Annotated in this window: 24 protein-coding genes; 11 read left to right on the forward strand and 13 right to left on the reverse strand. The window is 67.3% G+C overall.

Going from position 1 to position 23,013, the window contains the following annotated elements; all coding sequences use genetic code 11:
• Window positions 1-126: 126 nt before the first annotated feature.
• Window positions 127-912 carry an inositol monophosphatase family protein gene (locus tag HWY37_RS32570; protein WP_175206724.1) on the reverse strand — a complete coding sequence of 262 codons (786 nt, stop codon included), beginning with the start codon at window positions 910-912 and terminating at the stop codon, window positions 127-129.
• A 131-nt stretch (window positions 913-1,043) separates the two neighbouring features.
• Between HWY37_RS32570 and HWY37_RS32575 the strand changes: the two genes are divergently transcribed.
• Window positions 1,044-1,835, forward strand: coding sequence for an RNA methyltransferase (locus HWY37_RS32575; protein WP_175206725.1), 792 nt, complete (start codon window positions 1,044-1,046; stop codon window positions 1,833-1,835).
• Between the two features lie 65 nt (window positions 1,836-1,900).
• Here the strand turns inward: HWY37_RS32575 and HWY37_RS32580 are convergent, their stop codons facing one another.
• Entirely contained in the window at window positions 1,901-2,890 is a 990-nt protein-coding gene (locus HWY37_RS32580; RefSeq protein WP_175206726.1) for a Bug family tripartite tricarboxylate transporter substrate binding protein, read from the reverse strand.
• Between the two features lie 159 nt (window positions 2,891-3,049).
• Here HWY37_RS32580 and HWY37_RS32585 point away from each other — a divergent pair, with 159 nt between their 5' ends.
• Window positions 3,050-3,811 (forward strand): IclR family transcriptional regulator, encoded by a 762-nt coding sequence (locus HWY37_RS32585; RefSeq protein ID WP_175206727.1) that lies wholly within the window; start codon window positions 3,050-3,052, stop codon window positions 3,809-3,811.
• 68 nt (window positions 3,812-3,879) lie between these two features.
• Here the strand turns inward: HWY37_RS32585 and HWY37_RS32590 are convergent, their stop codons facing one another.
• From HWY37_RS32590 to HWY37_RS32625, 8 genes are all read right to left on the reverse strand, one after another.
• A complete protein-coding gene (locus tag HWY37_RS32590; RefSeq protein ID WP_175206728.1) occupies window positions 3,880-4,713 on the reverse strand; it encodes a mechanosensitive ion channel family protein in 834 nt (277 codons plus the stop codon).
• Between the two features lie 149 nt (window positions 4,714-4,862).
• The gene (locus HWY37_RS32595) at window positions 4,863-5,978 is read right to left on the reverse strand and encodes a DUF1513 domain-containing protein (RefSeq protein WP_176090725.1); all 1,116 of its coding nucleotides are present in this window, start codon (window positions 5,976-5,978) and stop codon (window positions 4,863-4,865) included.
• The gene (locus HWY37_RS32600; protein WP_176090726.1) at window positions 5,968-7,056 is read right to left on the reverse strand and encodes an imelysin family protein; all 1,089 of its coding nucleotides are present in this window, start codon (window positions 7,054-7,056) and stop codon (window positions 5,968-5,970) included. Before HWY37_RS32600 ends, HWY37_RS32595 begins: the two co-directional genes overlap by 11 nt.
• Window positions 7,056-8,564, reverse strand: a complete 1,509-nt coding sequence (locus HWY37_RS32605) for a di-heme oxidoreductase family protein (protein ID WP_175206731.1) — start codon at window positions 8,562-8,564, stop codon at window positions 7,056-7,058. The genes HWY37_RS32600 and HWY37_RS32605 overlap by 1 nt, the downstream gene beginning before the upstream one ends.
• Entirely contained in the window at window positions 8,561-9,859 is a 1,299-nt protein-coding gene (locus HWY37_RS32610) for an imelysin family protein (RefSeq protein WP_176090727.1), read from the reverse strand. Before HWY37_RS32610 ends, HWY37_RS32605 begins: the two co-directional genes overlap by 4 nt.
• A 250-nt stretch (window positions 9,860-10,109) precedes the next feature.
• Entirely contained in the window at window positions 10,110-11,429 is a 1,320-nt protein-coding gene (locus tag HWY37_RS32615) for an MFS transporter (protein ID WP_176090728.1), read from the reverse strand.
• 45 nt (window positions 11,430-11,474) lie between these two features.
• Window positions 11,475-12,146, reverse strand: a complete 672-nt coding sequence (locus HWY37_RS32620) for a DUF4286 family protein (RefSeq protein ID WP_176090729.1) — start codon at window positions 12,144-12,146, stop codon at window positions 11,475-11,477.
• A gap of 126 nt (window positions 12,147-12,272) precedes the next feature.
• Window positions 12,273-13,184, reverse strand: a complete 912-nt coding sequence (locus HWY37_RS32625; protein ID WP_176090730.1) for a LysR family transcriptional regulator — start codon at window positions 13,182-13,184, stop codon at window positions 12,273-12,275.
• A gap of 286 nt (window positions 13,185-13,470) precedes the next feature.
• Here HWY37_RS32625 and HWY37_RS32630 point away from each other — a divergent pair, with 286 nt between their 5' ends.
• Genes HWY37_RS32630 through HWY37_RS32655 form a run of 6 tightly spaced genes read left to right on the forward strand, consistent with a single transcriptional unit; the run spans window position 13,471 to window position 18,466 of the window.
• On the forward strand, window positions 13,471-14,478 hold the full coding sequence (locus HWY37_RS32630) for an ABC transporter substrate-binding protein (protein WP_176090731.1): 1,008 nt from the start codon (window positions 13,471-13,473) through the stop codon (window positions 14,476-14,478).
• 3 nt (window positions 14,479-14,481) lie between these two features.
• Window positions 14,482-15,321 carry an ABC transporter permease gene (locus tag HWY37_RS32635; RefSeq protein ID WP_246302466.1) on the forward strand — a complete coding sequence of 280 codons (840 nt, stop codon included), beginning with the start codon at window positions 14,482-14,484 and terminating at the stop codon, window positions 15,319-15,321.
• Window positions 15,321-16,142 carry an ABC transporter ATP-binding protein gene (locus tag HWY37_RS32640; RefSeq protein ID WP_176090732.1) on the forward strand — a complete coding sequence of 274 codons (822 nt, stop codon included), beginning with the start codon at window positions 15,321-15,323 and terminating at the stop codon, window positions 16,140-16,142. Before HWY37_RS32635 ends, HWY37_RS32640 begins: the two co-directional genes overlap by 1 nt.
• A 26-nt stretch (window positions 16,143-16,168) precedes the next feature.
• Window positions 16,169-16,351, forward strand: coding sequence for a DUF4089 domain-containing protein (locus HWY37_RS32645; protein ID WP_175206742.1), 183 nt, complete (start codon window positions 16,169-16,171; stop codon window positions 16,349-16,351).
• Window positions 16,348-17,736, forward strand: coding sequence for an AtzE family amidohydrolase (locus HWY37_RS32650; RefSeq protein WP_175206743.1), 1,389 nt, complete (start codon window positions 16,348-16,350; stop codon window positions 17,734-17,736). Before HWY37_RS32645 ends, HWY37_RS32650 begins: the two co-directional genes overlap by 4 nt.
• A 22-nt stretch (window positions 17,737-17,758) precedes the next feature.
• Window positions 17,759-18,466 (forward strand): GntR family transcriptional regulator, encoded by a 708-nt coding sequence (locus HWY37_RS32655; protein WP_175206744.1) that lies wholly within the window; start codon window positions 17,759-17,761, stop codon window positions 18,464-18,466.
• 20 nt (window positions 18,467-18,486) lie between these two features.
• Here the strand turns inward: HWY37_RS32655 and HWY37_RS32660 are convergent, their stop codons facing one another.
• The gene (locus HWY37_RS32660) at window positions 18,487-19,026 is read right to left on the reverse strand and encodes an antibiotic biosynthesis monooxygenase (protein ID WP_175206745.1); all 540 of its coding nucleotides are present in this window, start codon (window positions 19,024-19,026) and stop codon (window positions 18,487-18,489) included.
• 200 nt (window positions 19,027-19,226) lie between these two features.
• Here HWY37_RS32660 and hpxZ point away from each other — a divergent pair, with 200 nt between their 5' ends.
• A complete protein-coding gene (gene hpxZ, locus HWY37_RS32665) occupies window positions 19,227-19,601 on the forward strand; it encodes an oxalurate catabolism protein HpxZ (protein WP_175206746.1) in 375 nt (124 codons plus the stop codon).
• A gap of 130 nt (window positions 19,602-19,731) precedes the next feature.
• Entirely contained in the window at window positions 19,732-20,286 is a 555-nt protein-coding gene (locus HWY37_RS32670) for an NADPH-dependent FMN reductase (RefSeq protein ID WP_088141995.1), read from the forward strand.
• Window positions 20,287-21,186: 900 nt separating this feature from the next.
• On the opposite strand, the gene HWY37_RS32675 is transcribed toward HWY37_RS32670, so the two are convergent.
• Window positions 21,187-21,402 (reverse strand): dodecin, encoded by a 216-nt coding sequence (locus HWY37_RS32675; RefSeq protein WP_042794506.1) that lies wholly within the window; start codon window positions 21,400-21,402, stop codon window positions 21,187-21,189.
• Window positions 21,403-21,591: 189 nt separating this feature from the next.
• On the opposite strand from HWY37_RS32675, the gene HWY37_RS32680 reads away from it, so the two are divergent.
• The gene (locus HWY37_RS32680; RefSeq protein ID WP_175206747.1) at window positions 21,592-22,098 is read left to right on the forward strand and encodes a DUF6496 domain-containing protein; all 507 of its coding nucleotides are present in this window, start codon (window positions 21,592-21,594) and stop codon (window positions 22,096-22,098) included.
• A gap of 5 nt (window positions 22,099-22,103) precedes the next feature.
• Here the strand turns inward: HWY37_RS32680 and HWY37_RS32685 are convergent, their stop codons facing one another.
• Entirely contained in the window at window positions 22,104-23,006 is a 903-nt protein-coding gene (locus HWY37_RS32685; RefSeq protein WP_175206748.1) for a LysR family transcriptional regulator, read from the reverse strand.
• Window positions 23,007-23,013 lie beyond the last annotated feature (7 nt).

The raw sequence follows: 23,013 nt of genomic DNA on the forward strand, positions 1-23,013 counted from the left end.
GACATCAAGCGCGCCGCGTTCCGTCCGCCGCCTGATGGCGCCGCATGATGGACGCCCATGAAAAAACCGGCCCGCGGGCCGGTTCTTCGATACTCAGGCACAAGCGTCGGGCGCAAGCGCCCTGCCTCAAGCCGCCGAAGGCGGGTTCAGCGAGGACAGCATCTGCGTGAAGATCTTGGGGCTGGCGGCCAGCACGTTGCCGGTGTCCATCCAGCCTTGCTCGCCGTCGAAGTCGGCGACCAGGCCGCCGGCTTCCAGCACCATCAGGCTGCCCGCGGCCAGGTCCCAGGCCTTCAGGCCCACGCCGCAGAAGCCGTCCAGGCGGCCGCAGGCCACGTAGGCCAGGTCCAGCACGGTGGAGCCCAGGCGGCGCACGCCGGTGCTGCCTTCGGCCATCTGGCGGAAACGCGCGGAGCCTTGTTCCGGGTCGCCGGAATTGGGCCAGTGCGCGCCCAGCAGGGCTTCGTGGTAGCGGGTGCGGCCCGAGACGCGCACGCGGCGGTCGTTCAGGAAGGTGCCGCTGCCGCGGCTGGCCGTGAACAGCTCGTTGCGGGTCGGGTCATAGATGACCGCTTGCGTGACCTGGCCGCGCTGCGTCAGCGCGATGGACACGGCGTAATTGGGCAGGCCATGGATGAAGTTCGTGGTGCCGTCCAGGGGATCGATGATCCACTGGAATTCGGCCTGGTCGGGGCCCTGCAGGCCGAACTCCTCGCCCAGCACGGCATGGTCAGGGTAAGCCGCGCGCAGCGTCTCGACGATCGACTCCTCGGCGGCGCGATCGACTTCCGTGACATAATCCCGCGGCCCCTTGCGAGCCACGCTGAGTCGTTCCAAATCCATGCTGGCACGGTTGATAATGGTGCCGGCACGCCGGGCCGCCTTGATGGCGATGTTGAGCATCGGGTGCATAAAATTCCGTACGAATGCGATGAGTTGGCTTGATGATAGGCCGCTTGCCGCCCCCCGGGTCCGCCGTTGCCCCAACCGGGGAAATCGACCCAAAAAACCAGGAAGGCACTAAGCCAAACGTGCCATTTTAAATGACTCAAGCATTTTCACGCGTTCGCTTCATTATGGTGAACCCCAGCCACCCCGGAAACGTGGGTTCGGCGGCCCGCGCCATCAAGACGATGGGCTTCTCCGAACTGGTGCTGGTCGAGCCTAAATTCGCAGATGTAACAAGCCAGCCGGAAGCCGTGGCGCTGGCCAGCGGCGCGCTGGACGTGCTGGAAAACGCCCGGATCCACGGGTCGCTGGAAGAAGCGCTGGCGCCGGTCACCATGGCCTTTGCGCTGACCGCCCGGGTGCGCGACCTGGGCCCCCCGCCCTGCGACATCCGCCAGGCAGCCGAACTGGCGCGCGCCCACCTGGGCGAGACGGCCGAAGGCATCGCCGCCGTGGTGCTGGGCACCGAACGCGCCGGGCTGACCAACGCCCAGATCGCGCTGTGCCAGCGCATCTGCCACATCCCCGCCAATCCCGAGTACAGCTCGCTGAACGTGGCCCAGGCCCTGCAGCTGGCCGCCTGGGAGCTGCGCTACGCACTGCTGGTGGACCAGGGCGCACCGCTCCTGCCAGCCTCGACCGCGCAGGAAGCGCCGCGCGGCGCGGCGCCCGCCTCCAGCGAGGCAGTGCAGGCCTTCCTGGCACACTGGGAAGAAGCGCTGGTCGGCGTGCAGTTCCTGGATCCAGCCCATCCCAAAAAGCTGATGCCGCGCATGCGGCACCTGTTCTCGCGCCACGCGCTGAGCCGTGACGAGGTGGACATGATGCGTGGCGTCTGCACCGCGATGCTGGCCACGGCGCGCCGCAACGGCGGTGCAAAAAAATAGGGACAGGCGTCAGCCCGTCCCTATGCGTGGATGCCCGGGCGGCATTGCCGCCCGGAACGCAAAAATCAATCCACCGTGGCGCCCGAGGCCTTGACCACCGGCGCCCAGCCTTCCACTTCCGACTTGATGAACTGGCCGAACTCGGCCGGCGTGGTCTTCACGCCCACGGCGCCCAGCTTCTCGAAGCTGAGCTGCACTTCGGGCTTGTCCAGCGCCTTGACCATGGCCGCGTTCAGCTTGTCCACGACTTCGGGCGGCGTGCCCTTGGGCGCGATCAGGCCGAACCACGACGACACGTCGAAGTTGGCGAAACCGGATTCCTTCATGGTCGGCACGTCAGGCGCGCTCTTGGAGCGTTCCGTGGTCGTCACGGCCAGGGCACGCAGCTTGCCCGACTGCACGTGCGGCCAGGACGAAGGCATGTTGTCGAACATGAACTGCACCTGGCCGCCGATCAGGTCGGTCACGGCCGGGGCGCTGCCCTTGTAGGGCACGTGCAGCACGTCGATGCCGGTCTGCATCTTGAAGAGTTCGCCGGCCATGTGGATGGAGGTGCCGCTGCCCGACGAGGCGAAGGCCAGCTTGCCGGGGTTCTTCTTGGCGTATTCCACCAGTTCCTGCACCGTCTTCACGGGCACTTGCGGGTTCACCACCAGGATGTTCGGCACCTTGGCGCCCAGCGCCACCGGCGTGAAATCCTTGGTCAGGTCGAACGTGACGTTCTTGTACAGCGTCTGGTTGATAGCGCTGGTCACGGCCACGAACAGCAGCGTGTAACCATCCGGCGCGGCGCGCTGCACCTGGTCGGTGGCGATGTTGCTGCCGGCGCCCGGCTTGTTTTCGACCACGAAGGACTGGCCGAGGCTTTCGGTCAGTTCCTTGGCCATGATGCGGGCGATCACGTCGGTGGTGCCGCCGGCGGAAAAGCCGACCACGATGCGGACGGGCTTGTCGGGATAAGCGGCGTGGGCGGAACCCATTGCGAATGCGCTTGCGGCGGTAGCCAGAAGGGTGGCGGCGATACGCCGCAGTCCAGGCTTTTGACCTGTAGTCATAGTGTCTCCGTGCAGGTACTGTCCATTAGATGGACGATTTGAATTGTTGGATGATGCATTCTGAGCTATACACATGCACTGCATCAAGGTAGAGTCCACGGCACGGACAGTGGTTTTCCCTTGAATATTCCGTAATAACCCGAGTTTTCAGAGATTTTCATGCAAGATAGCGACGCCGCGGCCGCCGGGCCACGCACATTGCGGCGCGGGCTCGCCGTCCTGGCCGCCCTGCGGGACCAAGGCCCCGACGGCCTCAGCGTGACCGACATCGCCCGCCTGACGGGCATCCAGCGCCCCACCATCTACCGCCTGCTGGCCGCCCTGCTGGACGCCGGGCTGGTGCTGGCCGTGACGGGAACCAAGAAGTACCGCGCCCAGCTGGCGGTCGACCCGGACACCCGCTCGCGCGATCCGCGCGTGCGCCAGTTGCTGCCCGTGCTGCGGCGCCTGGCCGACCGCACCGGCGACGCGGTGTTCCTGGTGGTGCGCGAGGACGACGATTCCATCAGCCTGCACCGCGAGATCGGCAGCTACCCCGTGCAGATCCTGGCGACCTATGCCGGCAAGCGCCAGCCGCTGGGCGTGGGCTCGGGCGGCATGGCCTTGCTGGCCGCCCTGCCCGACGATGTCGCGCGCGGCATCGTCGAGCGCAACTCGGGCCGGCTGGACGAGTACGGCGGCATGACGCCACAGGAAATGTTCCGCCTGATCGAAAACACCCGCGCCCGCGGCTACTCGGTGGTGGGCAACCACGCGGTGCGCGGCGCGCTGGGCGTGGGCTGCGCGTTGCTCGACGCCCAGGGCGCGCCGATCCTGGCGGTCAGCGTCACGGCCATCATCGACCGCATGCCGGCCCAGCGCCAGCGCGAGATCGCCGGCTGGATCAAGAACGAACTGGCACGGCTTTCAATGCCGGCGTAAGACTGCGTACGGCAAGAAAAGCGGGCGCCATCGGCGCCCGTTTGCTTTAACTGCGATGACCGTGCGGATCAGGCCGCGGTGCCCGTCTTCGCGTTCTGGATCTCGCGCAGCGGGATCGGCGGCTGGAAACCCGCGGCTTCGAGCGACTTGCGGATGTCCTGGTACAGGCCCCAGCGCAGGTCCCAGTACTTGGCCGCCTCGGACCACACGCGGACGTTCACGATGACGCCGTTTTCCTTGTAGTCGACCACCTTGACCAGCGGTTCGGGATCCTTCAGCGCCTCCGGCCGGGCTTCCACGATGGTTCGCAGCTTCGCGATCACCACGTCCAGGTCGTCGCCATAGCGCACCGGCACCGGGATATCCAGGCGGCGCGTCTTGTTGCGGCTGAAGTTGGTGATGGTGGCGTTCCACACCGTGCTGTTGGGCAGGGTCAGATGGATGCCATCGACCTGCACCAGGCGCGTCAGGAACAAGCCGACCTCTTCCACCGTGCCGTCCACGCCCGTGCTCAGCGCCACATACTCGCCCGCGCGTATCGGACGCAGGATCAGCAGCATGATGCCCGCGGCAATGTTCTGCAGCGTGCCCTGCAGCGCCAGGCCGACGGCCAGGCCGGCGGCGCCCAGTACGGCGATCAGGCTGGCCGTCTGCACGCCGAAGCGCGCCAGCACCGCGATCACGGTGAAGATGCGCACCGTCCAGACCACGGTGCTGTAGAACATCGGCACGATGGTGGGATCGATCTTCTTCGAGCGCGTCGCGGCGCGGCGGACCCAGCCGCCCAGCAGGGACGACACCCACCAGCCGATGATGAGGATCAGCAGCGCGATCGCCAGATTCAGGCCCAGGTCCACCAGCTTGGGAGCCCAGGCGTTAAATTCTTTCAAGGCTTCTTCCATGGATACTCCTGCGGAAAAGTTAAGGCCGCGCGGCCCGGCAACAGGCTCATCGCGACCCGGAAAAAAGCGACCGAAAACTTTATCAGAAGGCGCTTGCAAACAGGGCCGCGTTGCGGCCCCGGTGTGTCAAGCTTTGTAAGCGCCGCGGCTCAGGCCGGCGTCGGGATCCTGCGGAAATGGTTGTCCCAGGATACTTCGCGCGACGGCGCCAGCACGGGCTTTTCGGCGCCCGCGGCGTCGGCGCGCAGCATCGCCCCCAGGCCGCTGCTGATCAGGAAACCCGCATCGGCCGCCGGCGCCACGCCGCAGCCGTCGGCCAGCTCGGTCGTGCCCAGGCAGCGGCTGCTGGCCGCGTCCCAGTAGATCACCTGTCCGCCCACGGGGCTGGACGTCGCCACCACCGCGCCTGCGGCATCCACCGCCACCGAACCGACATAGTTGCGCATCCGCCGCAACGTCTGCGCCGGTCCTTCGAACAGTTCCAAGCGCGCGCCGCGCCTGTGCCGTCCCACCAGCGCGGGCCGGTCGGCCGCCGGCCCCATGTACTGGCAGCCGAACCAGACGCAGCCGTCGGCGGCCAGCGCCAGATGGCGGATCGACAGTCGATGCAGGGCGGGCTCCAGCTCCACCCTTTCCAGCAGCTCGCCGCTGGCCGCGTCGATATAGGCCAGCGACGGCCGCATCGTGTCCAGGTTGAGTTCCAGCTTGCCGTAGTCGGGATGCGTGAGGATGCCGCCGTTGGCGACGCACAGCGTCTTGCCGTCAGGCATCAGCACGACCTCGTGCGGGCCTATGCCGCCGCTGTCGAATTCGCCGATGCGGCGATAGCCGCCGCCAGGCGTGGCGTCGTACAGCCCCAGCACGCCGCGTCCCGCCTCGAAATCGTTTTCCGTGGCGGCCAGCAGGCGGCCGCCGTCCAGGTACGCGCCATGGCCGAAGAAATGACGTTCCTCGTGCATGGGCAGCGGCTGGGGCTCGCCGCCCTCCAAGGAAAACGCCAGCGCGAAGAAACCCGGCTGGCGGCCGAACACCACGGCGCGCCGGCCGGCGGCGTCGATCGCGAAACTGTGTCCGCGCGCGGGCATGGGCACCACCAGGCGGTCGCGGCCGCCTTCGTCCAGCAGCGCGGTTTCGTCGCGGCCGCCGCGCTTGCGCGCGCTCAGGTACAGGACCTCGCCCGCTTCGGGCGCGGCCGCGAGCGCCGCCGCGGGCGTCAGGCCCAGGGCAGCCGCGAGCGACAGGAAGCGGCGCCGGTCAATCGCCATCGAGCGCATTGAATCCGATCGTCACGCCCAGCGCCGGCGCCAGGTCTTGATCGACGATGGCCTTGGCGTTCTTCAAGGTCAGCGCGGCCAGCGTCAGCAGCCTGCGCCCTTCTTCCTGGGCCAGCGCCTGCTCCAGCGGCAGCGGCACGGCCTGCAGCGTGCTCGCCGCGCTGGAGAGTTCGCCGCGCACCGACGCATCTATCCAGGCGTCGCCTGCAGGCAGCGCATAGCCGCCCGCCTGATAGAAGGCCTGCAGCCCGTCCAGGTTGGCCGCCAGCAGCCGCGTGGACAGCTGGCTGCGCCAGAACGCCGCGCGCTTGGGGCGCGCCGCTTCCGGCGTATCGCCCAGCACGGGAAGTATCTTCACGTCGCGCGCGAACTGCAGTCCGGTGGACAGCGACTTCATGGCTTCGGCCGCCACTTCCTGCTGGTCGCGGTACAGGTCGTTGCCGGCCTTGGGTTGCGCGAACTGCCGGCCGAAGTCGCCCTCGGCGCTCCAGGCCTGGGCCACGTCGCGCGTGATCTGCGTGACGTTGGCGGCCACCGCCCGGGCGTAGTCGCAGGCATAGGCGTCGACATGCCCGCCCTCCCGCCGCAGCAAGGCCGGCTCGCCGTACAGCACGTATTCCAACGCGGGCAGGCCCTGCACGGCCACGCTGCGTCCCGCCAGGGCGCCGGGCACGAGCAAGGCGCCATCCTGGGCGGCGATCAGCGTCTGCACCTGCTTGGGCATGACGCCGCGCGTATCGGGCCAGAAGGCCAGGCGCTCGTAGCGGTTGGCCTGCACCAGCGGTCCAAAGCGCAGGAACTCGACGCCGGACCAGGCCAGCGCCAGGTTCTCGAACGCCTGCTTGACGCGCGCCGCGTTGGCCGCGCCGGGCTGGCCGCACCAGCCGCCCAATGCGCCTTCCAGCGCCGAGGCCGCGTCCGCCATTTTCGCCACCGCGGGCCGAGCGTAATCGCGCGCCAGGCGCTCGCCCAGGTCCGCGGGCGGCGCGGCCTGCGCGGCCCAGGGCGCAGCGCAGGCCAGCGCCGCGGCCGTGGCCAGTTTCAACACATGCCGGGCAATTCCAGCCATCACAGCGACTCCAGGAAACGGATCAGATCGGCGCGTTCTTCCGGCGTCATCGCCACGACGCGGCCGCGCGCGGGTTTGGCTTCGCCGCCATGCCACAGCACGGCTTCCAGCAAGGTGCGCGCGCGCCCGTCGTGCAGCCAGGTGGCGTTGGGGTTCACGGTCTTGGTCAGGCCTATGCCCCACAGCGGCGGCGTGCGCCATTCGCGGCCGTTGGCCTCGCCGTCGGACACGCCATCGGCAAGGTCGTCGCCCATGTCGTGCACCAGCATGTCGGTGTACGGCCAAATCAGCTGGAAGCGGTGTTCCGGCTGTTTGGCGTTGCGGCTGGTGACGTACTTGGGCACGTGGCAGGCGACGCAATTGGCCTCGTAGAACAGCTTCTTGCCGGCCAGCACGCGCGCGTCGTCGGCGTCACGGCGTTGCGGCACGGCGAGATTGGTGGAATAGATGGTGACGAAGTCCATCAGCTTGGCCGGCACCTCTTCCGGGCCGAAGCGCGGCTGCGCGCCGTGCGGCATCTCCAGGCATTGCTTCTGCGCGGGCGTGCAGTCGCCGGAATGCTGCGGGAACAGCGGCGTCGACAGCCCCATGTCGTTGGAGAAGGCGGCGGCGCTCTGCTGCTCCACCGTGGGCTGTCCCGCCTTCAGGTTGAAGCGGCCCAGTACGCGCGCGCCCGTGCGCACGTCGGTGACCCAGTTGGCCTTGCCGACGATGCCATCGCGCTTGTCCGCGCCCACATTGGCCAGGATGTCGGCCTCGTGGATGGATTCCAGCAGTCCCAGCCCGATCATGGGCGGCGCCAGCCGCGGCGAGATCTGCGTATCCGCGCGCATCGGGCCGTAGCCCAGGTTCTCGATGCGGTAGGCGGGCTTCATCAGGGTTGCGGTCTCGCCGCCATTGAGCGCGACCGCGACCGGCTGGTATTCGATCTCCATGCGGCCTTCGGCCGGCAGGCCCGCCACCGCGAAATTCTGCAGCTGCACGCCGTAGACGGGTTCGGGCAAGGCCGCGATCTCGCCCGGCGCCAGCCTGGGATGGCCGCGGTCGGGTCCCTGCGGCACGGCCAGGCGCAGCAGCAGCGCCACCGCATCGGTACGCTCCAGGGGATCGAAGCCAGGCACGGTGCCGCGCCCGTCCTTGGTATGACAGGCCTGGCAGGAGCGCGCGTTGAACAGAGGTCCCAGGCCATCGGAAGCCTGTGTGGAAGCAGGCGCCGAGACCCAGTCCTTGCGGAACAGGCCATTGCCGACCTGGAATTCCTGGCGACCCTCGAAGCTCATATTGGCCGAGGGCTGCGAAAAGATGTCGGCGTTGATGAGCTTGTTGGTGGTGGCCGCGCCGGCCTGCATGGTCTCGAAGGTCTCGGCCTTCGAAAAATCGCGCGTGGGCGCGGTGATGGCGTTCACGCGCTTGAGATCTTCGGGCGTGAGGTCATCGCGCCCGGGGGGAGCAGCGGCAGCGCCGGCATGGGCCGACGCCGCCAGCACGGCGGCTAAGACGAGCTTCACTTGAATACGGCGTCAGGTTTGTCCAGGCTGTCGGAACCCTCGATGGCGACCTTGCCCAGGTCCAGCAAAGCGATCACGCGCTCCAGACTGCGGGTCTGGTCGACCAGGCGGTCGATGGCGGCCTGCACCACCGCGTTGCCTTCCTTGTTGCCGTCCGAGATCATCTGGTCGTAGGTCTCGACCGTTTCCGCGCGGGTCTTCATGGCCTGCATGGCGGCCACGGTGGAGTCCAGCTTGGCGCGCACTTCGGCATCCAGCTTGGGATCGCGGGCCTTCACCAGTTCCGACAGGCTGGCGCCCGTGACGGTCTTGCCGTCGATGCGTGTGTAGCTGCCCAGGTAGACGTTGCGGATGCCGATCTGGTCGTAGTAATGCGAGTTGTGGGTATTGTCCGAGAAGCAGTCATGCTCTTCCTCGGGATCGTGCAGCATCAGGCCCAGCTTCATGCGCTCGCCCGCCAGTTCGCCATAGGACAGGCTGCCCAGTCCGGTCAGCATGGCGATCAGGCCAGCTTTGGGGTCTTCCTCGACGGCCTTGCGCGCGGCGCCGTCCTTCTTCCAGTTGCCGACCATTTCTTCCAGGTCCGTCACCAGCAGGTCGGTCACGGCCTTCAGGAATTCGATGCGGCGCTCGCAGTGGCCGCCCGTGCATTGCTTGGGATCGAAATCGGTATGCGGACGATTGCCGGCATGGCGCTCCTGCGGCGTGCCCTTGCGGTCGGCCGGCGCGGGGCCGGTGCCGTTCAGGTCCTGGCCCCACAGCAGGAATTCGATGGCGTGATAGCCCGTGGCCACGTTGGCCTCGTTGCCGTCGGCCTCGTGCAGCACCTCGGACAGCAGCTGGGGCGTGATCTTGCTGACGTCGACGGTCTTGCCGCCCACCGAGATCTTGGAGTTGGCGATGACGTTCACCGCGTAATAGGCGTTCTCGTCGTTCTCGGTGCCGTAGGACGCGTCCACGTAGTCGATCAGGCCCTCGTCCAGCGGCCATGCATTCACGCGGCCTTCCCAGTCATCGACGATGGGGTTGCCGAAACGATAGGCCTCGGTCTGCTGGTAGGGCACGCGGGCCGACAGCCAGGCCTCGCGCGCCGCCTTCAGCGTCTCGGCGCTCGGCTTGGCGATGAGCGCGTCGATCGCGGCGCGCAGGGCCTTGGCGGAAGTCAGCGAATCTTCGTAGCCGGCCAGCGCCAGGTCCGAATACGTGGCAACCACGGCCTTGGGTTCAACCGCGGCCTGGGCCGTTCCCCCGAACACCGCGGCGGCCAACACCGCTCCCAATAGCAACTTGCGCATCGACACTCTCCCGTAACGCGAGCGGCATCCGCCCCCACGGCGGTCCGCTCATGCTTGAATTTTGAGGATGAGAGTGTAAACAATTTTCGTTTGTCATTCAGATAAAAGTCAGATACCTGACATTTTTTTGAATGAAGCGGACTAATTTGCTCCAAATCGGAACAGCGGGCAACGGCGGATTCCCGCCCGAAAACGGCATTCGCCGCCCGGACCTCAGTCCGGACGGCGAATGCTTGCGCCGAGCCGCGGCTCAGCGCTGCAGCGGCGCCTTGGCCGTCTCCCTGGCGGCCAGCACGGCCACCGCCGTCACCACCAGCGCCGCCGCCACGTACAGCGAGATCGCGAAGGTCGAGTTCCAGGACTTGAACAGGCTGGCGATGATCAGCGGCGCGAAGCCGCCACCCACGATGCCGGCCAGCGTGTAGGCCAGCGAGGAACCGGCATAGCGCACCCGGCCCGGAAACTGCTCGGTAACGAACGCGGCCTGCGGGCCGTACATCAGCGCGTGGATCAACAGGCCCACCACCACCGCGGCGCAGATGGCGATGGGATGCGCGCTGTCCATCAGCACGAAGAAGACGAAGGCCCAGATCATGCCCAGCACCGCGCCCGCCAGGTACACCGGACGCCGGCCGATCTTGTCCGACAGGTGTCCGCACAGCGGCACCGCGATTGCATTCAGCGCCGCGCCCAGCATGGTGGCGGTCAGGGCCATGGGCCGCGACAGGTGCAGCACCGTCGTCACATAGGTCAGCGTAAACACGACCACCAGGGCGTAGAGCACGTCGGAACCGATGCGCGAGCCGCCAGCGATCAGCAGCTGCCGCCAGTACTGGCCCAGCACTTCCTTGATGGGCGTGGCGGCGGTTTCGCGCTTCTGCTCCATTTCCAGGAACACTGGCGTTTCCTCGACCCCGCGGCGCAGCCACAGGCCGAACAACACCAGCGCCACGCTGGAGACGAACGGCACGCGCCAGCCCCAGGCCTGGAAGTCCTCCGGGCTCAGGAAGGCCGACACCACCGCGATGAAGCCGGTGCCTATCAGCGTGCCGCAGGACGGGCCGATCTGCGTGAACGAGGCGTTGCGGCCGCGCTGGTCGGGCTTGCCGTGCTCCATCGACAGCAGCACCGCGCCGGCCCATTCGCCGCCCAGGGCCACGCCCTGGACGAAGCGCAAGGCAACCAGCGCCACTGGCGCCCACACGCCCCAGCTGGCGTAGGTCGGCAGCATGCCCATCAGGCCGGTGGAAATACCCATGATGACCAGGGTCGCGACCAGCACGAACTTGCGCCCCAGCCGGTCGCCCAGGTGGCCGAAGACAAAGCCGCCCAGCGGCCGCGAGACATAGCCCACGGCATAGGTGGAGAAGGCCAGGATGGTGCCCGTCAGCGGGTCGAAGGACGGAAAGAAGATGGCGTTGAATACCAGCGCCGCCATCAGGTTGTAGATGGTGAAGTCGTACCACTCCAGCGTGGTGCCGACCGAACTGGCCAGCGCCAGCCTGCGCATCTTGTTGGGCGCTGCAGCGGTCTTGACCACCCCGGCGCCGTACAGCGTTTCTTCAGCCATGGGATTCCCCTTGAATATGGTGTTTGGCGTCAGGCCGCGGCGGGCTCAGCGCAGGTCCGCGGCGGCCAATTTCCAGCCCAGCTGCAGCAGCCAGGCGCCGGAAGGATCGGCATCGAAGGCGCCGCAGGCTTGGGCGCGCAAGGCCTGCGCGGCCGCGGCGCTGCTCGCCTCGACCACGAACAGCGGCGCCAGCACACGGTTGTCGGTGGACTCGCGCGGCAGCGGCGTGCTGAGCGCCGCGTCCGGCACCAGCAGATAGGACTGCACGAAACCGTCAGCCTGCGCCAGCTGGGCGCCCAGCGTCTGCGCCCGGGCGACGAGGGCCTCGCCGTCCTGCGTCGCCGGCAGGGGCAGGACCACGATCTCGCTGCCGGAGCCGAAGCCGGTCACGGCCCGCACGGCGCAAACGCGGCGCATCGGATCGCGCATGCGGTCCAGGTTGGTCACCGACCAGGCGGTCTGGCGTTCGAACGCGGCGCGGTAGTCGGCCGTGGTGAAGGCCGCCAGCGACTCGGTGCGGTACAGGCCCAGATACTTGCGGCCGCCTTCCCGCGACAGGTAGCGCGCGCCGGACAGGAAGCCGGGAATGCGCACGCGCTCTTCCACGTGCTCGCGGTCGTACCAGCGGTTGAAATCGGCCTCGTGGGCGGGGTCGGCGTCAGTGGCGACGAACAGCAGGCCGTGGGGCGGAACAGAAGATTCGGTGTGCGTGCTCATGGGCGGAAGACAGAAGATTCCTTCGATTGCGGAAGGCTCCATCTTCAGCCGCCGGGCTGGCCGCGGACAAACGAGTAATTTTTCTGCGCGGCAACAGAATTACTGAAAGCCGCCCTAGGGATAACACTATTGCGCCGAACCCAATCGCGGCGCAACGACCGACGAGGTGAACTGGTCCGAAGCGCGGCTGGCAAGTTCGGCCACCAGCCGGATCGCGTCCGAGCCGGCGCTTTCCAGGTAGCTCACCACCAGCAGCTGGGGCGGCACGGGAATGTCGCAACGGATGATCTGCACCTCGCCGCGCGCGACGTACTCGTAGATGGGCGGCAGCGGCACCAGCGCCCGGCCGAAACCGCTGCGCACCAGCCGCGCCAGCGCGGAGATCGAGCTGACGCAATGCACCTTGCCCTGCGGCATGCCGACTTCGCGGTACAGGGCCTTGAGCGCCTCGTGCGGCTGGGAGCCCGGGCTCATGGTCAACACAGGCTCGCTCAGCAGCTGTTGCGCGGTCAGCGCCTCTTCATCGCCTGCCGGCCCCACCCAGCCCATCTCCATGGGCAGGCAGGCGGTGCTGATGATGCCGCTGTCGTTCAGCAGGTCGGTCTGCAGCGCGATGTCCAGCGCGCCTTCGCGCAAGCCCCGGTGCAGGGCCCGCGTGGTCTCGGACGTGAGCTGCACCTCGATGCCCGGATAGGTGGACCGCAGATTGGTCAGGAAACCGATCAGCCAGGTGTGCACCACGGTTTCGATGGCGCCGATGCGGACCAGGCCGAACACCTCGTCGCCCCCCTTGCCCAGCGACAGGATCTGCTGACGGATCTCCAGCAGGCGCTCGCCGTAGTCCAGCAGGCGGGTGCCGGTGGCGGTCAGCCTCAATTCCTTGGCGTCGCGCTCGAACAGGCGGGCGCCGATGTCCTCTTCCAGCGAGGCGATGCGGTTGGCCACGGCGGCCTGGGTGATGTGCAGGCGGTCGCTGGCCGCCCGGAAGCTGCCCAGGCGCGCCGACCACAGAAAGGCTTCGACAAAACGCGTATTCATCTAGATGCGACGTCGCAAGAGGACCCAAAGGAAAACAGTGGAGCGGCGAGCGCCGGTCCGCCCACATGCTACCGCCATCAGGCCAGGCACGGTGCGGGCCGGGGTGCGTCCCCTTCAATGGTGCGACGCGCACCAAAGTGGTTCCGGCGCCGCACCAGGGCGAAGCCGCCAAGCCGCGCTCTCCGGGCGCCGCAGTCCCCAAGCAAGCTGGCACGGCTCTTGCTTGATGCCTGGTATGCCAGCTTGTCTACAAGCGCCCCCCCTTCTTGCACACCAGGAGTTCCGCATGATCTACCGCAACGCGCCCCATGCCTTCAACGCCACTCGCCGCCGCCTGATCCAGGGCGCCGCGTTGGGCGCCGCGACGCTGGCCGCGCCGGCGCTCGTGCGGGCGCAATCCGGACCCGCCATCCGCATCGGCTTCTGGCCGGTGGCGGCCGGCCTGCCGTTCTACGCAGCGCTGGAAAAAGGCTATTTCAAGGAGGCCGGCCTGAACGTCGAGCCGCTGAAATTCGCGGGGCCGCAGCAGATCATGGAAGCCATGCTGGCCGGCCGCGCGGACGGCAGCGCCAACGGCACCGGCTCGGCCAACCTGGCCATCGGCGAAATCGCCTCGCCCGGCCTGTTCAAGATTTTCGCGTCCAATCCCAGCAACGCCAAACACGTGCTGGATGAGTTCATCGTCGCGAAAGACAGTCCCATCAAATCCATAGCAGACCTCAAGGGGAAAAAGGTCGGATCTGGACCCGGCATCCAGAACGCCACGCTGGCCAAGGCAGTGCTGGAGCGCGCCGGCGCAACCGGGGCGACCGTGGTCGAGCTGGCGATCAGCCAGCACGTGGCTGCGGTCGCCGCCGGCCAGTTGGATGCCTGCTACACGCTGGAGCCCACGGGCACGGTGGGCCGGCTGAACGGCACCACCCGCGTGCTGGAAGCCGGCGTTATCGCCAAGTACGTGCTGGGCGATCCGATGGCGCCCTGGTTCGGCGGGTCGGCGTCCCTGACCACCGCCTTTCTGAAGAAACATCCCGAGGAAAGCAGGAAATTCATCGCCGCCTACGCGCGCGGCATCGAGCTGGTGCGCAGCAAGCCCGACGAGGCCCGCCCCTATCTGAAGGGCTATACCGCCATCGAAGGCCCCATGACCGAGGAAGTGCCGCTGGCCGCGTACACGCTCCACAACGAGTTCACGCCCGGCGATATCCAGTACTTCCAGAAATTCTTCGATCTGTTCACCGACAAGGGCGTGTTCGCCCAGAAGGTCGACGTATCGGCCATGCTCTACAAGGGTTGAACCATGACCGCGACTGCAACGACCACGGCCGGCGCCGCCAGCACTACCGGCACCCCCGGCACCACCCGCGCCACACCGCCCGCGCGCAAATTCGACGCGAGCCGCCTCTTGCCGCTGATCGGGCCGCTGGCGCTCTTCCTGGTGTGGGACCTGACAGTGCGCCTGCAACTGGTCAGCCCCGTCCTGTTGCCCACGCCCGGCGCGGCGCTTGCGGCGCTGGCCAAGGGCATGGCCGGCGGCCCGCTGCTGACGGACTTCCTGGCATCCCTGAACCGCACGCTGCAGGCGTTCCTGATCGCCGGCGTGATCGGCGTGCCCCTGGGCGTGCTGCTGGGCAGCAATGAAAAGGCGTATCGCAGCGTGGAGTTCCTGATCGACTTCTTCCGCTCCACGCCCTCTTCCGCCCTGATCCCGCTGTTCCTGATGATCTTCGGCGTCACCGACATGAACAAGATCGCCATCGCGGCCTTCGCGGCGGTGCTGGTGATCCTGTTCAACAGCGCCTATGGCGTGATCAACGCCCGCAAGCAGCGCGTCATGGCGGCGCGCGTAATGGGCGCGTCGCGCTGGCGCATCTTCAAGGACGTGCTGATCTGGGAAAGCCTGCAGCCCACCTTCGTGGGTCTGCGCAGCGGCGTGTCGATGGCCCTGGTCATCGTGATCGTGGCCGAGATGTTCATCGGCTCCGACAGCGGCCTGGGCAATCGCATCATCAACGCGCAGCAGGTGCTGAACGTGCGCGACATGTATGCCGCCATCCTCGCGGCCGGCGCGCTGGGCTATGTGCTGAACATTCTTTTTCTCGTGCTGGAAAAGCGCGTGGTCCACTGGAGCGGCCGCTGATGTCCACCGTCATCAATCCCATTATCGCCCCCGGCCCCGCCACCGCGCCCTTCGCGCCCGGCCCGCTGGGCACCCACATCACGATACGCGGGCTGACCAAGTACTTCGCCGGCTGGCCGCTGTACGAAGACTTCAACCTGGACATACCCAAGGGCAAGATCGTGTCGGTATTCGGCCCCAACGGCTGCGGCAAGTCCACGCTGATCAACATGATCGCCGGCCTCATCCCCATCGATTCGGGCGAGATCCTGTTCGACGGAAAATCGCTGGCGCAGACCAAGATCGGATACGTCTTCCAGAACTACCGCGAAGCCATGTTCCCCTGGCTGCGCACCATCGACAACATCGCCTATCCGCTGCGCCTGGAAGGCCGCGGCAAGGCCGAGGTGGACGCGCGGGTCGAGGAGTTGGTGGCCTCGTTCGACGTAAAGTTCGACCTGAACCGCTATCCCTACGAACTGTCCGGCGGCCAGCAGCAGACCGCCTCCATCATGCGCGCCCTGGCCCCCGGCCCCGAGGTGCTGTTCCTGGACGAGCCCTTCTCCGCGCTGGACTTCGAGATGACGCTCTTCATCCGCGAAAAGCTGCAGGAGGTCTTCATGCAGACCGGCACCACCATGCTGCTGGTGTCGCACGACCTGGAGGAAGCCGTGTACCTGGCGGACCAGGTGCTGCTGCTGACCAAGCGGCCCACCAGGGTCGCGGAAATCCTGGACTACCGCGACGCGCGTCCGCGCACGGTGGAAACTCTGTCCGAGCCCGGCTTCATCCAGATGAAGAAGCTGAGCCTGGAAATCTTCCAGCGCGAAGTGCGCAAGTAATCCCTCCCCGTACCGAAGAGTCCGCCATGACCCAGGAAACCATCGACCAATACGTGCGCAGCGCGCTTGCCCTGGCCGGCTATGCCTTGCGCGAACCGGCGGTGGCCGAGGTGGCGCAGCAGTTCTCGCGCATCCACGACATCGCGTCGAGCTTCATCGACGAACCGCTGGCCATCGAGCTGGAATCGGCCTCGGTGTTCCGGCCGTGAGCGGCCCCGCGCAAGACATCGCGCGCCAGATCCGCGAGGGCGCGCGCAGCGCTACCGCGGTGCTGGACGCCACGCTGGCGCGCGTGCGCGAGCGCGACCCGCGCTACAACTGCTTCACCGCGCTCACCGAAAGCCGGGCGCGGCAGGAAGCGGCGGCCATCGACGCCCGCCGGGCCCGCGGCGAGCCGCTGCCGCCGCTGGCGGGCGTGCCCTATGCCGTCAAGAATCTGTTCGACATCGCCGACGAAGTCACCCTGGCCGGCGGGCGGGTCAACGCGTCCAACCCGCCCGCGCCGCGCGACGCCACGCTGGTCGAGCGAATGCGCCAGGCCGGCGCGGTACTGATCGGCGCGCTGAACATGGACGAGCACGCCTACGGTTTCACCACGGAAAACAGCAACTACGGCGCCTGCCGCAACCCGCACGACACGTCGCGCATCGCCGGCGGTTCGTCAGGCGGCAGCGCCGCTGCCGTCGCGGGCGGCCTGGTACCGCTGACGCTAGGTTCGGACACCAACGGATCGATCCGCGTGCCCTCTTCCTTGTGCGGCGTGTTCGGCTTGAAGCCCACCTTTGGCCGGCTGCCGCGCGCTGGGTCGTTCCCATTCGTCGGCAGTCTCGACCACCTGGGCCCGTTCGCGGCCAGCGCCGGCGATCTGGCGGTCGCCTACGATGCGCTGCAAGGCCCTGACGCCAGCGACGCGGCCTGCGCCCAGCGCCCGTCGGAACCTGCTCTCCCGGCTCTGGCCCAAGGCGCGCACGGGCTGCGCGTCGCGGTGCTGGGCGGCTACTTCTCCGACTGGGCCGGGCCGCAGGCGCGCCGGGCCGTCGAAATCGCGGCGCAGGCGCTGGGTGCCAGCGCCGTGGTTGAACTGCCCGATACCGCCCGGGCCCGTGCCGCGGCGTTCGTCATCACCGCGGCCGAAGGCGGCGCCCTGCACCGGCGCAAGCTGGTCACGCACTACGACTACTACGAACCGCTGTCTCGCGACCGGCTGGTGGCGGGTAGCCTGGTACCCGCGGCCTGGGTACAACAGGCGCAACGCATCCGCCATCGCGCCTACCGCCAGGCCCTGGCGCTGTTCGAACAGTACGACGTGCTGATCGCCCCTGCCACGCCGGTCCCCGCCACGCCCATCGGCGCAAACTGGCTCACACTGGCCGGCCAGCAGCTTCCGGCGCGCGCCAGCATGGGCATCCTCACGCAGCCGATCTCTTGCATAGGCCTGCCGGTGTGCACCGCCCCCATCTGGCCCGAAAACGGGCAAGACGGCCACCTGCCGCTGGGCGTGCAGCTGATCGGCGCGCCGTGGCGCGAAGCCGACTGCCTGCGCGCCGCGCAGGCGCTGCAACTGGCCGGCGCCGCACACGTCCGTCCTCTTTGAACCACAGATCCGAGGCCACCACATGGGAACCGCCTTCGCCGTCATCGACATACCGCGCACCCTCGCCGACACCGCCTACGGCACGCTTAAGCGGGACATCCTGGACTTCCGGCTGGCGCCAGGCGACCGGTTTACCGAAACCGAGATCGCCGACCGCCTGCAAGTCAGCCGCACGCCGGTGCGCGAAGCCCTGTTCCGCCTGGAACGCGAAGGCTATCTGGAAGTCCGGCAACGCAATGGCTGGCTGGTCAAGCCGCTGGACTTCAACACGCTGGACCACTTCTACGAACTGCGCAGCGTGCTGGAAGCCGCCGCGGTGCAAGCGCTCTGCGCCTGCGCCAACGCCTCCGAACGGCAGCGCGCGCTGCGTCCGCTGGCCGACATCTGGCTGGTGGACGAAAGCGGCCGCTCCAGCGACTGCGATCGCCTGGCGGACCTGGATGAGCGCTTCCACGTCGATCTGGTCGCCGCTGCGGGCAATCCGGAGATCGCGCGCGTGCACCGCGCGGCCACCGAGCGCATCCGCATCGTGCGCCGGCTGGACTTCACGCTGCCCGAGCGCATCGGCAAGACCTATGAAGAGCACGCAGCCATCCTGGAAGCGACGCTGGCCGGCGACACGCCGCGCGCGGTGGCGCTGCTGCACGCGCATATCCAGGGCAGCCAGGCGGCGGTACGCAAGATCACGCTGCACCGGCTGTATTCCGCCCGCGGCGCGCGCGCGGCCTGAGACGGCCGCGCATGCCTGCTTCAGCCCGCGCGCAGCCAGCGATGCAGCAGGCGCGACACCAGCGGCATGCAGATAAACACCATGACGGGCGTCAGGGCCACGCTGGTGATCAGCACGCGCCAGAACACCGGCAAATGACCCAGGGGTTCGCTGGCCAGGACGGAGAACACGAGCAGCACCGGGAAGTAAGCCAGCCAGATGCTGACGGCCTGCTTCCAGCGCGGCGGCGCGCTGGTCCTGGGCGCGAACCAGTCGTCCGTGCCGCTGACGCGCCGTTCATGGCTGGCGCGCACCAGCGCCGCCCCGCGCTCCAGCCACATGCGGCGCGGCAGGGATTTTTCCCAGCGGTTCAGGCTGGCCGCGTCGGCGAAACGCAGCACGATCTGGTACTGGTCGCCGCCCTCCGGCGGCTGCAGCACGCCCGATCCCAGAAAGCCAGGAAAGCCTGCCGCCAGGATCTCGCCCTGGCGCATCCAGGACAGGAAATCGCCGTAGCGTTCGGGGGTGATATGCCGGGTGACCAGCATGGTGACCGGGGCGGAAAGGGCGGAACTGGACATGGCGGAACTCCTGAAACGGCGCGCAGCTTGTTATGCAGTGTCGATACAGTATTTACCCTAGCAAGCGGCATGCCAGGAGCCTGCGCCGCGAGACCCTGGCGCAGAGACTGACGCAATGGCCGCGCCGCAGCGCACCACACACCAATTTGGTGATTTCCAGGACATTTCGCACCATGACGGTGCCAACCGGAGCAGCATGCATGGACATCAATCTTCCCGACGTCGTGACTGAAGTCACGGCCGTCCTCGAGCGCTACGAAACCGCCCTGGTGCGCAACCAGGTGGAGGTGCTGGACGAGCTCTTCTGGCAGAGCCCGCACACGCTGCGCTATGGCGCGGGCGAGAATCTCTACGGCTACGAAGCGATCCGCGCCTTCCGCGCGGCGCGGTCCCCAGCGGGCCTGGCACGCCGCGTGCTGCGCACGGCCGTCACCACCTATGGCCGCGACTTCGCGACCGCCAACCTGGAGTTCCAACGCGAAGGCAGCGAGCGCAGCGGACGGCAAAGCCAGACCTGGATGCGCACGCCCGAAGGATGGCGCGTGGTCGCCGCCCATGTCAGCCTGCTGGCTTGACGCGCCAGGCCGCGCAGTGGCGACATCAGGGCGTCATGATCCTGAATAAACATATCCCCCATCGTGATTGAGCGGGCCTGCGGACAGGTCTACACTGACATTCCCGTTCACCCCTTGGAGCATGCGCCCCATGAGCACCTACAAAATCGCTGTTTTCGTCGGAAGCCTGCGCGCTGCCTCGTTCAACCTGCGCCTCGCCCGCGCTCTGGAAAAGCTCGTGCCCGCGGACTTCAAGTTCGAGTACGTCAGCCTGGGCGACGTGCCGCTCTACAACCAGGACAACGAAAATAATCTGCCCGCCCCCGCCGCCAAGCTCAAGCAGCAGATCGCGGATGCCCAGGGCATTCTTTTCGTTTCGCCCGAGCACAACCGCTCCGTGCCCGCTGCCATCAAGAACGCCATCGACTGGGGCTCGCGCCCGTGGGGCCAGAACTCCTGGACCGGCAAGGCCGTCGGCATCGTCGGCACCTCGCCCAGCGCCGCCGGCACCGCGCTGATGCAGCAGCACCTGCGCAACATCCTGGCCGCCGAAGGCGCCAACGCCCTGACCACGCCGGAAGTCTTCCTGCAGTACACGGAAGGCCTGGTCGACGACCAGTACAACATCACCAACGAAGGCACCCGCAAGTTCCTGCAAGGCTGGGTGGACCGCTACGTGGACTGGATCAAGAAGTTCAACGCCTGATCGCCGCCACTGCCGACGCGGGCTCCTCCCGGCCGGCAGAGATCGCCCGCCTACCTCCGGGCGATCCAGCCCCCCGATACGTCGGGGGGCTTTTTTTTGGGGCAGCCGCTAGCTCGCAAGTTCAGAGCACCTCGAGGGCCGGCCCGCCGCCGGGCCGCCCCAAGACGGGCCAGCCCCCTCGGGGGGCAGCAAGCATGCGCAGCATGCGCGGCGTGGGGGCCCCGTTTTGCCGCCGGGCCGCCCCAAGGCAAAACGCGCCCCCTCGGGGGGGCAGCAAGCATGCGAAGCATGCGCGGCGTGGGGGCCCACACTTATCCCCGTCTACTGTGGAGAAGGTTGAGGACAGCCTTGGGGCAGAGTCAAAATCCCCTGTCCCGCCAAGCACTTGCAAGGGCCGGTCAAAAATTGCGCAATCGTTCTTTTGGATGATTTCCGGCCCACTTATCCACTGAAACGAGGATGAGCTGGCGCGCTTTCGACGCCAAGCCTGAGCGATGTGAATTTGTCCCCGCGTTCTGTGGAAAAGCATGAGGACAGTATGAGGGCAGGTGAAAAATACCCTTGCAGATCAAGCGCCTGCAAGTGCTGGTCAAGAATGGCTCAAACACCGTATCGAGGCTGTCCAGTTGTCCCCGGCAAATGTGGATAAGCCTGAGGACAGTATGAGGGCAGCATGCAAAAACCCTTACCGGCCAAGCACTTGGAAGGGCCGCTCAAGAAACGCTCACATGCGGCGCTTGAGTCAGGCCGCGGCGAGACCCGTTGTCCATGGACACAAGACCGACGGGCTTGTCCCCATGGAATGTGGACAAGCCTCTGAACAGTCTCATAACAAGCAGAAAAAAACCTTACCTGACAATCACTTGGAAGTCGTGCTCAAGAAAGGAGCAGCGCGCGGCTTCACTCGTTCCCTTCAAGGCGCATGCCGATCTTCAAACCGACCTGCCAGTAGGCCACCTTGCCGTCCTTGATGTGGCCGCGCACCTCGGTGACCTCGAACCAATCCAGATTGCGCAGCGTCTCCGACGCGCGCGCGATGGCTTGAGAGATGGCGTCATCGGTGGACTTGGTGGATGAGCCCACCAGTTCGATTTGCTTGTAGACATGATTCGACATAGCTCGTCTCCGCTAAGAGGGGTGAGTCGTGAATCGTCGGCGTGGCGGCGGTGTTCCGGCGCTTACGACCGGCAATCCATTCGAACAGACAGCATACGCCCACGGCGCTAGAGTGGTGTTACGAGTTCCGTCGCACCGGCCTCGGCGCGGCGGACCTCGTTCCCGCAACGCAAGCAAGGAGGTGCCGTCATGCCTGAACGAAAAACTCTGGAACGAGCCGCACGCGATAAACGCCAAGGGAAATCCGCTTCCACCCAGGCCGGAGAATTCGTGCGCGAGGAAATCGAGCACGTGCGCGAAGGCAAGCACGGCGTGCGCTCGACCAAGCAGGCCATCGCCATCGGCCTGTCCAAGGCGCGCCGCGCCGGGGTCGACCTGCCCGCCCCGAAGAAGGCCAGCGCGGCCACCAAGCGCAAGGCCGAGCAGGACAGCCATGCAGCCGGCGACGGGCATGCCAAGTCCGCCAAGCGCGCCAAGGCGACCACGACCGCATTGAAGAAGGAAAGCGCCAAGCCAGTATCGCGCTCGGCGCTGTCCCGCCAGGCCAGCGCCGCGGCATCCACGCGCACCGCCGCCGCCCGCTCCGCCGCGGCCAAGAAGGCGGCCGCCACCAAGGGCGCCGCGGGCCGCTCTGCTGCCGCCAAGAAGGCGGCCCGCACGCGCGCGGCAAACCAGCGGGCCAGCCACGCCCATTGAGGCGGCTAACCCGCCTCGAAGGCCCTGAAGCGCTCTTGCAGGAATTCGCGCAGACGCTTGACCGCGGGCGACAGCAGCATGCGGTGCACGCACAGCAGATAGAGCGGCGACGGCTCGGTGGCGTAGTCGGCCAGGACCTCGATGAGCCGCCCTGCCCGCAGGTCCGACAGGACGTCATAGCGCGACTTGTAGCCCAGGCCATGACCCGCCAGTATCCAGCGCCGCACCAGTTCGCCGTCGTCGCCGACGCGGTCGCCCTTGACCGGTATCGTCAGGATCGCGCCGTCGCGCTGGAAAATCCAGCGGTCGTGCAGGGTTTCGCCCAGCACGAAGGACAGACAGTTGTGGCGCCGCAGGTCGGCGGGCGCGAGCGGCACGCCATGGCGCGCAAAGTAGGCGGGCGCGCCGCATACGACGCGACGGTTGTGCTCGGCCAGCGGCAAGGCCACCAGCCCTGAATCGTTCGGCGTGCCATAACGCACGGCCAGATCGACCGGCTGCCGGTACAGGTCGGCCAGGCGGTCGCTGATGCGCACCTGGAAGTTGACGCGCGGATGCAGTTGCTGGAATTCATCCAGCCACGGCAGCAGCACGTGGCGTCCCAGGTCCGAGGGAATGGAGACGGACAAGGTGCCCGAAATTTCCGTCTTGTTGCGCGCCACCGCATTCCTGCCCGCCTCCAGCGCCGACAGCGCCGAGCGCGCATGCTCCAGGTAGCGCTCGCCATCGCTGGTCAGCCTGAGGCTGCGCGTAGACCGCACGAAGAGACGCGCGTCCAGGGCCAGCTCCAACCGCTTGAGCGCGGCGCTTGCGACCGCGGGCGTCAGGTCCAGTTCGCGCGCGGCGGCGGAAAAACTGCCCTGGTCCGCGGCGGCCATAAATATCCTCAGGTCCTCGAAGCGCACCATGCCGGCC

The organism is Achromobacter anxifer, from assembly GCF_903652925.1.
GTDB lineage: Bacteria > Pseudomonadota > Gammaproteobacteria > Burkholderiales > Burkholderiaceae_B > Achromobacter > Achromobacter anxifer.

Coding starts and splice junctions, on each gene's coding strand:
- HWY37_RS32570 (WP_175206724.1), bottom strand. CDS start 912: ATGCACCCGATGCTCAACATCGCCATCAAGGCGGCCCGGCGTGCCGGC.
- HWY37_RS32575 (WP_175206725.1), top strand. CDS start 1,044: ATGACTCAAGCATTTTCACGCGTTCGCTTCATTATGGTGAACCCCAGC.
- HWY37_RS32580 (WP_175206726.1), bottom strand. CDS start 2,890: ATGACTACAGGTCAAAAGCCTGGACTGCGGCGTATCGCCGCCACCCTT.
- HWY37_RS32585 (WP_175206727.1), top strand. CDS start 3,050: ATGCAAGATAGCGACGCCGCGGCCGCCGGGCCACGCACATTGCGGCGC.
- HWY37_RS32590 (WP_175206728.1), bottom strand. CDS start 4,713: ATGGAAGAAGCCTTGAAAGAATTTAACGCCTGGGCTCCCAAGCTGGTG.
- HWY37_RS32595 (WP_176090725.1), bottom strand. CDS start 5,978: ATGGCGATTGACCGGCGCCGCTTCCTGTCGCTCGCGGCTGCCCTGGGC.
- HWY37_RS32600 (WP_176090726.1), bottom strand. CDS start 7,056: ATGGCTGGAATTGCCCGGCATGTGTTGAAACTGGCCACGGCCGCGGCG.
- HWY37_RS32610 (WP_176090727.1), bottom strand. CDS start 9,859: ATGCGCAAGTTGCTATTGGGAGCGGTGTTGGCCGCCGCGGTGTTCGGG.
- HWY37_RS32615 (WP_176090728.1), bottom strand. CDS start 11,429: ATGGCTGAAGAAACGCTGTACGGCGCCGGGGTGGTCAAGACCGCTGCA.
- HWY37_RS32620 (WP_176090729.1), bottom strand. CDS start 12,146: ATGAGCACGCACACCGAATCTTCTGTTCCGCCCCACGGCCTGCTGTTC.
- HWY37_RS32625 (WP_176090730.1), bottom strand. CDS start 13,184: ATGAATACGCGTTTTGTCGAAGCCTTTCTGTGGTCGGCGCGCCTGGGC.
- HWY37_RS32630 (WP_176090731.1), top strand. CDS start 13,471: ATGATCTACCGCAACGCGCCCCATGCCTTCAACGCCACTCGCCGCCGC.
- HWY37_RS32635 (WP_246302466.1), top strand. CDS start 14,482: ATGACCGCGACTGCAACGACCACGGCCGGCGCCGCCAGCACTACCGGC.
- HWY37_RS32640 (WP_176090732.1), top strand. CDS start 15,321: ATGTCCACCGTCATCAATCCCATTATCGCCCCCGGCCCCGCCACCGCG.
- HWY37_RS32645 (WP_175206742.1), top strand. CDS start 16,169: ATGACCCAGGAAACCATCGACCAATACGTGCGCAGCGCGCTTGCCCTG.
- HWY37_RS32655 (WP_175206744.1), top strand. CDS start 17,759: ATGGGAACCGCCTTCGCCGTCATCGACATACCGCGCACCCTCGCCGAC.
- HWY37_RS32660 (WP_175206745.1), bottom strand. CDS start 19,026: ATGTCCAGTTCCGCCCTTTCCGCCCCGGTCACCATGCTGGTCACCCGG.
- hpxZ (WP_175206746.1), top strand. CDS start 19,227: ATGGACATCAATCTTCCCGACGTCGTGACTGAAGTCACGGCCGTCCTC.
- HWY37_RS32670 (WP_088141995.1), top strand. CDS start 19,732: ATGAGCACCTACAAAATCGCTGTTTTCGTCGGAAGCCTGCGCGCTGCC.
- HWY37_RS32675 (WP_042794506.1), bottom strand. CDS start 21,402: ATGTCGAATCATGTCTACAAGCAAATCGAACTGGTGGGCTCATCCACC.
- HWY37_RS32680 (WP_175206747.1), top strand. CDS start 21,592: ATGCCTGAACGAAAAACTCTGGAACGAGCCGCACGCGATAAACGCCAA.
- HWY37_RS32685 (WP_175206748.1), bottom strand. CDS start 23,006: ATGGTGCGCTTCGAGGACCTGAGGATATTTATGGCCGCCGCGGACCAG.